The organism is Micromonospora sp. NPDC005413 (genome assembly GCF_040606435.1).
Taxonomy (GTDB): domain Bacteria; phylum Actinomycetota; class Actinomycetes; order Mycobacteriales; family Micromonosporaceae; genus Micromonospora.
In genome coordinates this window covers 76,010-89,017 of sequence record NZ_JBEXEV010000008.1, presented here as the reverse complement: position 1 = coordinate 89,017, position 13,008 = coordinate 76,010, and the positions used below count along the sequence as shown (strand labels likewise).

12 protein-coding genes are annotated in these 13,008 nt (G+C 71.5%); 3 read left to right on the top strand and 9 right to left on the bottom strand.

All coding sequences use genetic code 11. The annotated features are described in order from the left end of the window. The first annotated feature begins 71 nt into the window (after window positions 1-71). The gene (locus tag ABZS37_RS12465) at window positions 72-1,625 is read left to right on the top strand and encodes a gluconokinase (RefSeq protein ID WP_355168263.1); all 1,554 of its coding nucleotides are present in this window, start codon (window positions 72-74) and stop codon (window positions 1,623-1,625) included. Between the two features lie 35 nt (window positions 1,626-1,660). On the opposite strand, the gene ABZS37_RS12460 is transcribed toward ABZS37_RS12465, so the two are convergent. Continuing rightward, window positions 1,661-1,945, bottom strand: coding sequence for an antibiotic biosynthesis monooxygenase (locus ABZS37_RS12460; protein ID WP_355168261.1), 285 nt, complete (start codon window positions 1,943-1,945; stop codon window positions 1,661-1,663). A 157-nt stretch (window positions 1,946-2,102) separates the two neighbouring features. Between ABZS37_RS12460 and ABZS37_RS12455 the strand changes: the two genes are divergently transcribed. Further along, window positions 2,103-3,476, top strand: a complete 1,374-nt coding sequence (locus tag ABZS37_RS12455) for a serine hydrolase (protein WP_355168259.1) — start codon at window positions 2,103-2,105, stop codon at window positions 3,474-3,476. A 7-nt stretch (window positions 3,477-3,483) separates the two neighbouring features. On the opposite strand, the gene ABZS37_RS12450 is transcribed toward ABZS37_RS12455, so the two are convergent. From ABZS37_RS12450 to ABZS37_RS12415, 8 genes are all read right to left on the bottom strand, one after another. After that, a complete protein-coding gene (locus tag ABZS37_RS12450; protein ID WP_355168257.1) occupies window positions 3,484-4,260 on the bottom strand; it encodes a hypothetical protein in 777 nt (258 codons plus the stop codon). Between the two features lie 54 nt (window positions 4,261-4,314). Next, window positions 4,315-5,073 (bottom strand): MerR family transcriptional regulator, encoded by a 759-nt coding sequence (locus ABZS37_RS12445; protein ID WP_355168255.1) that lies wholly within the window; start codon window positions 5,071-5,073, stop codon window positions 4,315-4,317. Between the two features lie 50 nt (window positions 5,074-5,123). After that, on the bottom strand, window positions 5,124-7,409 hold the full coding sequence (locus ABZS37_RS12440; protein WP_355168253.1) for an EAL domain-containing protein: 2,286 nt from the start codon (window positions 7,407-7,409) through the stop codon (window positions 5,124-5,126). Between the two features lie 357 nt (window positions 7,410-7,766). Beyond that, window positions 7,767-8,000, bottom strand: a complete 234-nt coding sequence (locus tag ABZS37_RS12435; RefSeq protein ID WP_355168251.1) for a zinc-ribbon domain-containing protein — start codon at window positions 7,998-8,000, stop codon at window positions 7,767-7,769. Between the two features lie 165 nt (window positions 8,001-8,165). After that, window positions 8,166-9,035, bottom strand: coding sequence for an SRPBCC family protein (locus ABZS37_RS12430; RefSeq protein WP_355168249.1), 870 nt, complete (start codon window positions 9,033-9,035; stop codon window positions 8,166-8,168). Continuing rightward, a complete protein-coding gene (locus ABZS37_RS12425) occupies window positions 9,028-9,585 on the bottom strand; it encodes a helix-turn-helix domain-containing protein (RefSeq protein WP_354996253.1) in 558 nt (185 codons plus the stop codon). Before ABZS37_RS12425 ends, ABZS37_RS12430 begins: the two co-directional genes overlap by 8 nt. Before the next feature lie 99 nt (window positions 9,586-9,684). Continuing rightward, window positions 9,685-11,028: a class I SAM-dependent methyltransferase gene (locus tag ABZS37_RS12420; RefSeq protein ID WP_355168247.1), complete on the bottom strand. Its 1,344-nt coding sequence runs from the start codon at window positions 11,026-11,028 to the stop codon at window positions 9,685-9,687. Then, on the bottom strand, window positions 11,025-12,422 hold the full coding sequence (locus ABZS37_RS12415) for an FAD-binding oxidoreductase (RefSeq protein ID WP_355168245.1): 1,398 nt from the start codon (window positions 12,420-12,422) through the stop codon (window positions 11,025-11,027). The genes ABZS37_RS12420 and ABZS37_RS12415 overlap by 4 nt, the downstream gene beginning before the upstream one ends. A gap of 93 nt (window positions 12,423-12,515) precedes the next feature. Between ABZS37_RS12415 and ABZS37_RS12410 the strand changes: the two genes are divergently transcribed. Next, window positions 12,516-12,986, top strand: a complete 471-nt coding sequence (locus ABZS37_RS12410; RefSeq protein WP_355168243.1) for a YbaK/EbsC family protein — start codon at window positions 12,516-12,518, stop codon at window positions 12,984-12,986. The last annotated feature ends 22 nt before the right edge of the window (window positions 12,987-13,008 follow it).

Here is a 13,008-nt window from a genome sequence, read left to right as displayed (position 1 = left end):
GCTGCCTCGGTAACGTCAGCCGCAGCCGGGTGGCGATGCCGCCGCACCGCCGATCGAAGGGGGTGAGGGTCGTGCCGCAGGACACCCGGCCCGCCGTGGTCATCGGCGTCGACATCGGCACCACCAGCACCAAGGCCGTCGCGTACGACACCGACGGGCGGCAGCTCGGCAGCTACTCGGTCGGCTACCCGCTGGACGACCCGCAGCCCGGGTACGCCGAACAGGACCCGCAACTCATCCTGGAGGCGGTGCTCAAGTCGATCAGCATGGTCGTGGCCGAGCTGGTCGAGCCGGTGGCCGGGCTGGCGTTCAGCTCCGCCATGCACAGCCTGATCGGGCTGGACCCGACCGGCAACCCGCTCACCCCGTCGGTGACCTGGGCCGACTCGCGCGCAACCCGACAGGCCGAGCGGCTGCGGGCGGTGCCGTCCGGGCTGGCCCTGCACCGGCGCACCGGCACGCCGATGCACCCGATGTCGCCACTGCCCAAGCTGCTCTGGTTCGCCGAGCAGGAGCCGAAGCTCTTCGAGAGCGTGGCGCACTGGGTGGGCATCAAGGACTGGGTGCTGCTGCGGCTCTGCGAGGCGCTGGTCACCGACCACTCGATCGCCTCGGCCACCGGCCTGATGGACATCCACAGGCTGGAGTGGGACAGCGAGGCGCTGACCATCGCCGGCATCACCGAGGAGCAACTCCCCCAACTGGTCGCCACCACCGCCGTACTGCCCGGCCTCACCCCGCAGGCCGCGGCCGAGACGGGCCTGCCGCAACGCACCCCGGTGGTGGTCGGCGCCGGCGACGGCCCACTGGCGAACCTGGGCCTGGGCGCGGTGCACCCCGGCATGGTGGCCTGTTCGATCGGCACCAGCGGCGCGATGCGCGTCATGGTGGAGCGGCCCGGCGTGGACCCGCTCGGCGGGGTGTTCTGCTACGCGTTGACCGAGCACCGCTGGGCGGTCGGCGGCGCGATCAACAACGGCGGCATCGTCCTCAAGTGGGCCGGTGAGGCGCTCGCTCCGGATCTCGGCGAGCACTCCGAGGAGGAGCTGGTCGCCCTCGCCGCCCGCGCGCCGGCTGGCTCGGGCGGGCTCATCATGCTGCCGTACCTGCACAGCGAACGAGCGCCACACTGGAGCGCGCTGCCGCGCGGCGCGTACGTGGGGTTGACCAACGGGCACCGCCGCGAGCATCTGATCCGGGCCGCGCTGGAGGGGGTCTGCCAGCAGCTCGCGCTGGTGCTCAGCTCGGTGCGCGCGGCCGGCAACGAGGTCCGCGAGATCCGGGCCGGCGGCGGCTTCGCCCGCAGCGGGCTGTGGCGGCAGATGCTCTCCGACGTGCTCGGCCTGCCGGTGAGCTTCCCGGCCGCGCACGAGGGGTCGAGCTTCGGCGCGGCGCTGCTCGGCATGGAGGCGCTCGGGCTGATCCCCAGCATCGACGTCGCCGCCGACCTGGTGCGGATCGAGGAGACGGTCCGCCCCGACCCGGCCGCCGCCGCCACGTACGCGACGCTGCTGCCGCTCTTCGCCGAGCTGTACGACGCGCTGGTGCCCACCTTCACCTCGATGCGCCGGTTGGCACCCGGCCTACCCGCGGACTCCGAGCCATCAGCAGGACCACCGATGTGACCCTTTGTAGCGACCTCGGCGGGCATGGGCCCGGATCAGGGTGCCTCGACGCCCGCGATCACGTAGCGGTGCACGTCGGCGTCGAGGATCGCCGTCGTCTGCACGTCATCCGGCCCGGAGCCACGGAACGCCGCCAACTGCTCCGCGGACTCCCAGCGTTCGTAGACGTGGATCCGGCCCGGCTCCAACGGGTCGGCCGCGAGCAGGAAGTCGAGGCAACCGGCGGCTGCGCGTGCCTGCGCGATGACCTTGGCGCAGTCGGCGAGATAGCCGTCGCGCGCCTCCGGCTCGACGCGCAGACTGCCGGCGATGATCAACATGGATGCTCCCTCGGGCTGGGGTTCCGCTGATGTGCCTGATGCCGCAGAGGCATAGTTGTACCTCTGAGGTATGTCGCTCCCGGGAGCATCGCCGCCCGGACGGGTGACAGCAGTCCCGGTGACCCCACCCGCCCCCGGCGCTTCATATCGTGCAAACGTGAGAAAAAGCGACAAGACGCGCTCATCTTCCCTGTTGTTCACCCCTGCCCGCGTACCCCTGAAGTGGCTGACGGCGGCGGTCGCGCTCGCCGTGGTCGCGACGACCGGGCCGGCCACCGCGGACGGTCCCGGCCGCGGGCCCGTCGCGGAGCCGGGACAGCAGGCCGAGCCGGGGTACGGGGTGGAGCCGGGAGCCGGTGACGGGCAGAGCGACGAGCCCGGTGTGGAGCCGACGCCGGATCGTGCGCCGACCAGCGAGGTGTCCTGGTTGTCGTTCCCCGGCGGGGTGTTCGCGGTGGACTCGCTCGGGCATACCGTGCGCTACCGCGCCTGCGACGGCGACACCGGCCGGGTCGCCGACCCGAACATGCGGGTCGCCGCCGGGGTGGCCAGCGGCGAGGTCGTCGTCGGAGGCACCGGTTACCGCTACCGGGTGCCGTTGATCGGGCGGAGCGAGGGCACGCTTGAGGTGATCCGACGGCACCGCCAGCCGATCGAGCTGACCGGCGTGGTGGTCACCAGCCCGCAGCCGCCCACCGACCCGATCGCGGGGGCCCAACTGTTCCCGCTCAGCGGGCAGCTCGCCCGGGTCGTCGCCGACGCGAGCCTCAACCCGGCCGGGGTCACCGTCCGCGACCTGTCCGGCCGGTACGGCGACCAGCAGATCGCCGTCAACGGCGCGCTCCGCCCCAAGGCCGCCAGCGTGATCAAACTGTGGATCCTCGTCGAGCTGCTCCGCCGGGTCGACTGTGGACAGGTCTCCCTCGACGACGGCGTGCTGGTCACCCCGGACGACGTGGTCGGCGGCACCGGCCAGCTGCAGTTCGAGACGTTCCCGCAGGTGGTCACCCTGCATCGGCTCGCCCAGTATCTGATCAAGTACAGCGACAACATCGCGGCGAACGTGCTGATCACCTACCTGGGTGGGTTCACCCCGGTCAACGCGCTGATCGACTCGATGAACCAGCGGTCCACTATCCTGGCCCGCCGGATGCTCGACAGCGCGGCCGCGCAGCGCGGCGAGGAGAACTACACCAGCCCCGACGACGTGGTGTCGCTGCTCGGCGCGGTCTGGGACGGCGAGATCCTCACCCCCGCCACCCGCGACCTGATGATCGGTTTCATGCGGGAGCAGACCCTGAACACCAAGATCCCGGCAGCGCTGCCACCCGGGGTGCCGGTGGCCCACAAGACCGGTGACCTGCCGGACGCCTCCCACGACGTCGGCTACTACCTGATCCCGGGCACCGAGACCGCCGTCGCGTTCCTCACCGCCGGGCCGATGGCCACCGGTGACGAGACGGTCCGCCGGATGGCCCGCACCGTCTACGACTTCCTGGTCACCCCGACCGGCGGCGCGGTCGAGGAATGAGCCTGCGTCAGGCGCCGGGGATGTTCGCCGGCGGATCCTCGCCGACCAGGTCCGCCGCCGGCGGGTCGGCCGACACCTGCAGCCCGAAATCCGCGTACGTCAGGTCGAGCTGGGCGGTCTGCGACTGCTCACTGGCCAGCTCGATGCGGTAGCGGACCAGCCGCCCCTGCTCGTCGACGGAAGCGGTGAACGGCACCGCGCCGGCCCGGTCGCCGAGCACCTTGCCGACGCCGCTGCCCAGCACCTCGCCGCTGTCGCGCAGGTCCAACGTGCCGGCGTACTCCCGTACCCCGGTCTGCCGGACCCCCGCCGGCGCGGCAAGCGTGCTGGCCAGCCGCGTGTTGTCCAGACCCTGCTTCGCGGCCGGCGCGCCCGGCGCGCCCACGTGCCACCAGGTCTTGCCGTCCCACACCGGAACACGCCGGTCCGGGGCGGTGACCCGCACGTACACGTCCGGCCCGGTGGTCAACCGCTCGATCTTCACCGCACCGGTCGGCACCTTCAACGAGGTGGTCTCCAGACCACGCTTCGCCTTCGGGTCCCAGAGCAGCACCGTGGCGTCGCCATCCGCGCCGCCGGTGCCCACCGTCAGCTTGTACGGCTGCTCGTCGGCCTTCGCCGCAGCGGCCTTCAGCACACCGACCGGGTCGGTCGAGGCAGACGACGCCTCGGCCGCCGGGCGACCCGCGTCCGGCTCGTCGCCGCTGGCGGCCAGGGCCCACGCCCCGGCGCCGACCGCCACGACAAGAACGGCGACAGCGGCGATCAGCTTCGGCTTCTGCACGGTCATCTCCCCGGGGGCGGTGCGGTCCGGCCAGACTAGCCGGACCGCACCGAGTCACGCGCGGCTGATCGCGTTGGCGTGGATCGCCTCGTGCAGGTACGCGGCCAGCCCCGGGGCGATGTTCTCGTAGTACGCGGTGAACCGCTCGTCGGCCAGGTACATGTCGGCCAACCCGGTGTGCCCCTCGTACGGGCACTCGTAGAACCAGCGGCTGATGAGCTGCCGGTGCTCCTCGGCCAACTCCATCGCCTCCGGGCTGTCCGCCGGCGCGCCCGAGGCCAGCACGGCGACGATCCGCCGACCCCAGTCCTCGTTCTCCGCCTTGATCCGCAGCCAGTCGTCCTTGCCGTAGCGGGAGGCCCGCCGGTTCGACTCCCGGTACGCGTCGGTGTCGCCCCAGCGCTGCTCCGCCTCGGCCTCGTGCTCCTCCGGGTTGACGTCGCCGAAGACCTCGAACCGCTCCTCGGGGGTGAGTTGGATGTTCAACTTGCTCGCCTCCATCGCGAATTCGATCGCCGTGACCATCTCCTGCAACCGCTTCATCCGTACCGTCAGCAACTCGTGCTGCCGGCGCAGGTGTGCGGCCGGGTCGGCCGCCGGGTCGTCGATGATCGCGGTGATCTCCTCAAGCGGGAAACCCAGCTCCCGGTAGTACAGGACGAGTTGCAACCGTTGCAGGTCCGCGTCGTCGTAGCGCCGGTAACCGGCCGCGGTCCGCCCGCTCGGCGAGAGCAGCCCGATCTCGTCGTAGTGATGCAACGTCCGGACCGTCACGCCGGCAACCTTCGCCACCTGACCCACCGTGTACGCCATGGTTCCCCTCCCTTCCGGAAACCAGGCTCCCGCCTGTCGCTACGTCAGGGTCAAGCCCGATTCTGGCCCACCATGGCCGCGCCGTCCGGCCGCCCGTACAGGTAGCCCTGGCCGCGTGGGCAGCCGATCGCGGCGACCGCGTCGTGCTGACGCTCGGTCTCCACACCCTCGGCGACCACCGCCAGGTCGAACGCGCCGGCCAGGCGGGTGACCATCTCCACCGTGGCGTACGCCCGGTCGTCGGTGCCCAGCCGGGCCACGAACGAACGGTCGATCTTCAGCTCGGTGGCCGGGATGCGGTGCAGGTAGCTCAGCGACGAGTAGCCGGTGCCGAAGTCGTCGATGGCGATCCTGATGCCCAGCTCCCGGAGCTGGTGCAGCCGCTCCAGCACCGCGTCGGTGCCCTCGATCAGCGCCGACTCGGTCAGCTCCAGGGTCAACGCACGCGGCGCCAGCCCTGCGGCGCTGATGGCCGCGGTGACCGTGGCGATCAGGTCCGGCCGGCGCAGGTGCGCGGCGGCGATGTTCACCGCGACGGTCGCCTCCGGCGCTCGGCCCCGCCAGGTCGCCGCGGCCCGACACGCCTCGTGGATCACCCAACGGTCGATGGGCAGGATCAGGCCCGTCTCCTCGGCCAGCGGCAGGAACCGGGCCGGCGGCAGCATCCCCAGTCGGGGGTGGCGCCAGCGCACCAGCGCCTCGGCGCTGCGGACCGCACCGGTGGCCAGGTCGACGATGGGTTGAAACTCCAGGTGCAGCTGCTCCTCGTCGACCGCGCGGCGCAGATCGGCGATCAGCTCGGCGCGGGAGACGGCCGACTCGCGCAGCGCCGGGGTGCACGTCCGGTACGCGGACTTCCCGGCCGCCTTGGCCGCGTACATGGCGATGTCGGCGTCGCGCAGCAGATCGGTGTGGGAGGCGTGCTGCGGGCCGTACTCGGCGATGCCGATGCTCGCCGACGGGTGCACCCCGACGTCCTCCTCCCCCTCGGAGGGCCGCAGCGCGTCCAGCAGCCGCTCGGCGAGCCGCTCGGGTGACACCGGTCGGTCGCCGTCGACCAGCACCGCGAACTCGTCCCCACCGAGCCGGGCGATGGTGCCGTCGCTGTCCACGGCAGCCCGCATCCGGGCCGCCAGCCCGGTCAGCAGAGTGTCACCGGTGGCGTGCCCGAACCGGTCGTTGACCTGCTTGAACCCGTCCAGGTCGAGTAGCAGCACGGCCACCGGTCGCCCGTCGCGCAGGGCCAGGCGCAGCCGCCGGTTGAACAGCAGCCGGTTGGGCAGCCCGGTGAGCTGGTCGCCGTACGCGAGTCGGCGCAGCCGGGCCACCAACCGCAGGTTCTCGTTGGCGGCCAACCCCTGTCGGATGGCGAGGGCCGCGAGCAACACCATCATGGTCACGAAGATCAGCTGTGGCGTCTGCCCGGTGGGTCGACGGGCCAGAATCACCGCGATGATCGCCCCACCCACCGGCAGGTACGGCAACGCCACCCGCCACCAGGGCGGCAGCGGCGACTCGGCGGTGTCATCGGTGTCGTCGAGGTCCGGCGGCGGCGAGTTCCGGGTGGCCAGGCCGATCAGCAGGTAACTCAACGGCCAGCACAGGTCGATCGGGTGACCGGCGGCGTAGTCAGCGCGGGCGACCAGCGACACGTAGACGACGTCGGCGACAACCCGCAGGGTGAGACTCGCCGCGAGCACGCTCATCGGTCGCCACATCTGCCGGGCCGGGCCGGAGACCGCGACCAGGATGGTGAGCTGCATCAGGTCGAACATCGGGTAGAGCAGCCCCAGCGTGCGCGCCGGGTCGGCCAACTCGGCGGCGGCGACCCCGCGGTAGACCAGCACCCAACCGATCGGCACCAGGGCCAGCGCGACGATCACCCCGTCCAGCAACGTACGGGCCCGCCCGACCGCGGTCCGTGGCGCGGACGGCGAGCTGAGCAGCGCGGCCGTGCCGGTGAGGATGCCGGCGGTGAAGACCACCCCGATCAGCGGCGTGTGCGGCAAATCGCCGCCGACGAGCCGCTGCGCCGTCCAGATCGCCCGGCCGAGCGCGGCGAGCGCCATGGTGACGGCGAGCAGTGCCCAGAACCGGCGTAGCAGTGCCGGGTGTCGACGGGCCACTCCGACGCACGCGACCGTCGCCCAGCCGGCCACCAGCATCCCGCCGAGGTCGCTGACCAGCGCGGCGCCGGGCAACGCGGCGACCAGCCAGCACGCCTCCACGAGAACGACCGCGCCCGCGATGATCAGCCCAGCGCGGTTCGGCGGCACACCGGTCGGCTCGGCAGGGGCGCGCTCCCCCGCAGCCTGCCTCACGTCCTGTCGGGACACGGTCGCTCCGGCTCTTCGTCGTGCGTGCACCCTCGGGAGGACCGGTCCACGGCAAGCCCCAAAAGCCTAGCCAGCGCCCGGGTGCGCCGCCAGAGCCGGACGCCCGTGCCGGTCCAGCCGCGACCGGCCACGCAAGCCACGAGCACCGACAAGCCTCGCCGGTACGCGCCGGGTCAGCGCCCGGTGGAGCGATTCCAGGGTGAGCGGGGAAGCCTGGTGCCGGCCAGTGGACGCTGGGTTCGGCGGTGCTTGCGCCGGCCGGGGGTGCAGGGCGGGCGCGGGGCGCTGTGCACCGGCGGGCCGGCCGACGGTGGTGGCCGGCGAATCAGCCAGCAGAGGAAGCGTTCCATCGACGGGTCAGCCGACCGGGAGTCGCTCGGCGTCGGACTTGGAGATTTCATACTCGGCCCCGCAGAACGTGCACTGCTGCGCGTACCGGGTGCGGATCGGAATGAGGGGGATGAAGAAAAGGGTGAACCTGGTCGAGCGGCGAGTGATCACCTGCGCGGCGTGGTTGCCGCAGTGGCGGCAGACCTGCTGCACGACCCCCGAGCGGTCGACCTTGGTACGCAGACCAAAGATGAAGAACATCGCCCGTCATTACCCAGTGCACCCCGAATAGTCACCCGATCCGGCCAACGGATCAGCAGAACGGCGGCCCGCCGGCACAAGATCGTGCTCGATCCAGGATGTAGTGCCCTCGGGGGCGAACGGAGGCCACTACATCCTTGATCGAGCACGATCACGGCGAGACCGTCAGCTGGCGGGCTCGGGCTCCAGGCCCGGGACCTCGGCGGGGAGCCAGATCGGCTGCCAGTCCGGCACCTCGTGGTAGCGGCGCAGCTCGGACAGCCCGGCCACCGACCCGGTCCAGGCCGCGTACGGGGGGTTGCCCTCGTCGAAGCCGCTCTGCACGAAGGTCAGCGTGGTCCGGCCGCCGGACTCGGCGAGCTCCCAGCTCGTGACGCCGGTGGGTCCCCAGTCGACGGACACCTTCCGGCCGGGGTCCAGGTCGATCACCTTGGCCGCGTAACCGGCGTCGAAGCCGCCCATGGCATACCGGCCGCCGACCCAGGGCTCGATGCCGATCGGGTAGCCGAACCAGGCGCTTGCCTGCTCGGAGTTGGTCAGCGACTCCCACACCTTGTCGGCGGGGGCGGCGATGACCAACTCGCCGCGCAGGTCGGCGGAGGTGAAGTCGGTGCGCGGCAGCAGTGGCCGGCCCTCCAGGTGGGAGCCCAGGTTGGCGATGGCCAGCGCCCAGTACGTCTGGAGCACGCCCCGGATGCTGGAGCCGCTCATCGCCTCGGCGAAGTCGAAGTGGCTCTGCGTCAGCGTCAGCACGGTGCTGTCCGTGCCCTCGGCGGTCAACTGGAACTCGGTGGTGGTCTCCACCCCGTCGAGCAGCCAGCCGAAGCGCAACGTGTCGTCGTCGGCGTGCAGCAGCCGCTGGTGCGGGGCGTCACCCTCGGGCGTGAAGCGGCCCCAGAACTCGTACCGCTGGGGCAGCTCGACCTCGGCGTGCTCGGCCAGCCAGAGACGCAGCTCGGCCGGATCGGTCAGGGCCTCGCGGACGCGTCCGACGGGCGCGGAGAGACGGGCTTGCATCTTCAACGGTTCACTCATGGTCGTTCCCTTTCGGATAACAGGCGACGGCCAGCTTGAAGGCATCCCCTTCGCTGCCGCCGTAGCGGGTGAACAGGTCCTGAAGTGCGGTTTGCAGGTCGTGCAGGAACTGCTGGCGCTGCTCGGCCGGCACCCGGATCTCGCCGGAGACCCCGATCGAGGGCAGCTCGGGCGCCGCCCGATCCAGGGCGGCGACGTCGGCCTGGACCTCCTCCATCAGGTCGAGCAGGTAGCCCAGGCTCAGCTCGTCGCGGGCCCGCCGCAGCCCGATCCGGCCGACGAGCCGGGGGGACAGCCAGTAGGACCGGGCGGCGGCCTGGTAGATGCCCTCGGTGATGCCGCGGACCTTGCGCTCGTTGACCAGCTCGACCAGGCCGGCCGCGACGAGCTGCTTGACGTGGTAGTAGACGCGCTGTGGCGTCTGGTCGAGTCGGGCCGCGACCTCCGTGCAGGTGCGCGGCTCGGCCAGTTGCCGCAGCACCTCGACGCGCTGCGGCTTGAGCAGGACTTCGGCCTGCTCAATCTGCTCCAGGTACAGGACGTCTCTCATGGCAAAATCAGTTTGTACGTAAAAAATTTGTTTGTCAATGGCTTCGCGAGAAGCCGCGCCGACTTTCCGGCGCGGCTTCAGGCAGCTCTCAGCAGGTGGTCAGGGCAACCAGTCCGGCCGCAACGGATACCCGCTCACGCCGTTCGGGCCGTTGTGGGTCGCCAGCACCTGATGCAACTGGATGCCGTTGCGCTCGAACGCCATCCGCGACCCGGCCATGTAGAGCCCCCACACCCGGGCGGTGCCCGCGCCCACCTCCGACACGCAGAAGTCCCAGTGCTCGACAAGGTTGCGGCACCAGGCGGCCAGCGTCAGCGCGTAGTGCTCGCGCAGGTTCTCCTCGTGGTGCACCTCCAGACCGACGTCGTGCATCTCGCTGATCAGCCGACCCGGACCAGCCAACTCCCCGTCCGGGAAGACGTACCGGTCGATGAACGCGCCGGAGCGGTGCGGCGCCCGATTGTCCGCCCGGGTGATGCAGTGGTTGAGCAGCCGCGCACCCGGCCGCAGCCGGTCGCGCAACGCCCCGAAATAGGCCGGGTAGTTGCGCACCCCGATGTGCTCGGTCAAGCCGATCGAGGAGACGGCGTCGAACTGCTCCGCGGGCGCGTCCCGGTAGTCCAGGTGCCGCACCTCGGCCAACTCGGTCAGCCCCTCCCGCTCGATCGCGGCCTGCGCCCACTGGGCCTGCGCCTTCGACAGGGTCACCCCGAGCGCCTTCACGCCGTACTCGCGGGCGGCATGCCGCACCATGCCACCCCAGCCACAGCCCACATCCAGCAGCCGCATCCCCTTCTTGAGCGCCAGCTTGCCGGCGACCAGGTCGTACTTCGCCGCCTGGGCCTGCTCCAGCGTGTCGTCCGGGGACCGGTAAACCGCGCAGGTGTACGTCATCGACGGGCCGAGCACCTTCTCGTAGAAGGCGTTGGAGACGTCGTAGTGGTGCGAGATCGCCGTGCTGTCGCGGACCCGCGAGTGCCGCAGCCCGTTCATCACCCGCTTCCACCGCGGCTGCGCCTCCTGCGGTGGTGCCGGCGGCGGCATCAGCCGCTCCCAGCCCAGCCCACGAGCCAGCGCCAGCCCCTCGGCCAGCGACGGTGGGCGTAACCGCAACTCGTCCTTGAGCACCCGCAACGCCTCGTACGGGTCGCCCGGGTGCACCCCCTGCAACGCCAGGTCACCACTGACGTACGCCCGGGCCATGCCCAGGTCTCCCGGAGCCGTGAGCAGGTACGACAAACCCCGCTCGGTACGGATCGCCAGGGTGATGCCGGCGTCGGCCGGGCCGACGGCGCTGCCGTCGTACCCGGTGATCCGCACCGGCAGCGGCCCTGCGGTGAGCGCGCGGACGACGTCCGCCACGGTCGGACCCGTGTGCCGGCCCCCCGCCGGCGGGGTGGCGGGGACGCTGGCCGCCCCCTGATCTCTGTCGGTCAGGCTCATGCTCGTGCTACCGCCTTTTCGTACAGTCCCGTCAGCCGGTGGTCCGGGTCGTAGCGGTCCTTCACCGCACGCCACGTGTCGCCGCCGTACAGGCGATCGAAGGCGTCCCGGTCGTAGTACGCGTCGGAGTAGAGCGACTTGTGCCCGCCCGACTCCGACACCCTGCGTTCGATCGTGCGGTTGACGTCGCCGTCGGCGGCGCCAGGCGCGATCGGCACGCTCCCCCAGAACCCGATGTTGACGTAGTCCTGCCCCGGCCGGAGCGGATACAGCGGCCAGGACCGTGCGGAACCGGGACCCGCCGGCTCGCGCAGTCGCAACGGACACAGCCACACCGGGTTCATCCCCACGCTGTCAGCGAACCAGCGCAGGAAGTCGGTCATGCGGTCCAGCGGGATCTCCACGTCCTGCACGACCCGCTCCCGGGCCGGCTGTCGGCGCAGCCGGTCGATGCGGGCCGCCACCTGGTGCCGGTGCTCGAGCCGGACCAGCCGGTGGTAGAAGTCGCTGCGCCGGTAACGCGCCGGCCAGAGCCGCCGCACGACCGGGTGCTGCGCGCCGAACGCCGCCGAGCACCAGAACCAGTCGGTGTCCCAGCGCCACAGATAGTCGTACGCGGTGAGCACGTCCCGGGTGCGCTGGCGCAGCGACCGGTAGTAGATCGCCTGACCGGTGTAGTCGCTGGGCGGGTCGGCCGTGTCGGTGAACCTGGCGAACACCAGGTACGCCTCGCCGGGGCTGAACATCACCCCGTCCATCGCGTCGACGGGCTCCCCGGCCCAGGAACGGGTGGCGCTGACCTCGGCGATCGCGTCGGTGAGCGCCTCCAGCCCGGTGAACCGCACGTTGCGCAACGCCACGTACCGGCCGACCGGTTGCAGCTCGATGCGCAGCCGGGTGGCGTAGCCGAGGCTGCCCAGCGAGTTGGGGAACGCGGTGAACAGGTCGGCATGCTCACCGTCGGGTCGGGCGGTGATGATCTCGCCGGAGCCGGTGAGCACGTCCAGCTCGCGCACGGACTCGTGCGGCAGGCCGTTACGGAACGAGGTCGACTCGATCCCGAGGCCGGTCACCGCACCGCCCAGGGTGATGGTGCGCAACTGCGGCACCACCAGCGGCATCAGCCCGTGCGGCAGCGTCGCGTCGACCAGGTCCTCGTAGGTGCACATGCCCTGCACGTCGGCGGTGCGGCCAGTCGCGTCGACCGACAGCACGCCGTTCAGGCCACTCACGTCGAGCCCTGGAGTGCGGGGAACGGATCGGGGGCGGAACAGGTTGGAGGTCCGTTTGGCGAGCCGGACAGGCTCGCCCGTGGGCACCGCGGCGTACGACCGTCGCAGCGTGTCCACCGCTTGATCATGGTCAATGGGGTGATCCACACGCTCAGCGCGCATGTGATCACCTTACGCCCGCACCCCGGATTCGGTGGGATGTCAACGAGGGGCGTTTCCCGTCCGATGCCAGGTCCGGCGGTTACCGTGGCGGACATGCCGTCGCCCGCGATCGCCGCCCTGGACACCGCGCAGTTGCCCTACCGGTTGGTCAGCCACGGCGCGGTCGGCAGCCTCGCGGAGGCAGCCGCAGCCCGGGGTGTGGCCATCCCCGACGTGGTCAAGACGATCGTGGTCCGCCGAGGTGCCGACGATCACCTGTTCGTCCTCACCCCCGGCGACCGGGTCGTCTCCTGGCCCAAGCTGCGCGCCCTGCTCGGGGTGCACCGACTCTCCATGCCGGACGCGGCGGGCGCCCTGGCCGCCACCGGCTACGAACGCGGCACCATCACCCCGTTCGGCGCGAGCAGGGCCTGGCCGGTGATCGCCGACGAACGACTGCGCGGCCGGGAGATCACCGTGGGCGCCGGCGAACGCGGCCTCGCCATCGCGGTCGACGCCGACGCGGCGATCGCCGCCCTCGACGCCACCGTGGCCGACGTCACCGACCCGCAGCCCACCCGCTGAACGCTGTCGTCGTCGGTGCCAC

Bases quoted from the DNA above. Each gene is read 5' to 3' on its own strand.
- ABZS37_RS12460 (WP_355168261.1), bottom strand. From the start codon at position 1,945: ATGTTGATCATCGCCGGCAGTCTGCGCGTCGAGCCGGAGGCGCGCGAC.
- ABZS37_RS12445 (WP_355168255.1), bottom strand. From the start codon at position 5,073: ATGGCGTACACGGTGGGTCAGGTGGCGAAGGTTGCCGGCGTGACGGTC.
- ABZS37_RS12435 (WP_355168251.1), bottom strand. From the start codon at position 8,000: ATGTTCTTCATCTTTGGTCTGCGTACCAAGGTCGACCGCTCGGGGGTC.
- ABZS37_RS12430 (WP_355168249.1), bottom strand. From the start codon at position 9,035: ATGAGTGAACCGTTGAAGATGCAAGCCCGTCTCTCCGCGCCCGTCGGA.
- ABZS37_RS12425 (WP_354996253.1), bottom strand. From the start codon at position 9,585: ATGAGAGACGTCCTGTACCTGGAGCAGATTGAGCAGGCCGAAGTCCTG.
- ABZS37_RS12420 (WP_355168247.1), bottom strand. From the start codon at position 11,028: ATGAGCCTGACCGACAGAGATCAGGGGGCGGCCAGCGTCCCCGCCACC.
- ABZS37_RS12415 (WP_355168245.1), bottom strand. From the start codon at position 12,422: ATGCGCGCTGAGCGTGTGGATCACCCCATTGACCATGATCAAGCGGTG.
- ABZS37_RS12410 (WP_355168243.1), top strand. From the start codon at position 12,516: ATGCCGTCGCCCGCGATCGCCGCCCTGGACACCGCGCAGTTGCCCTAC.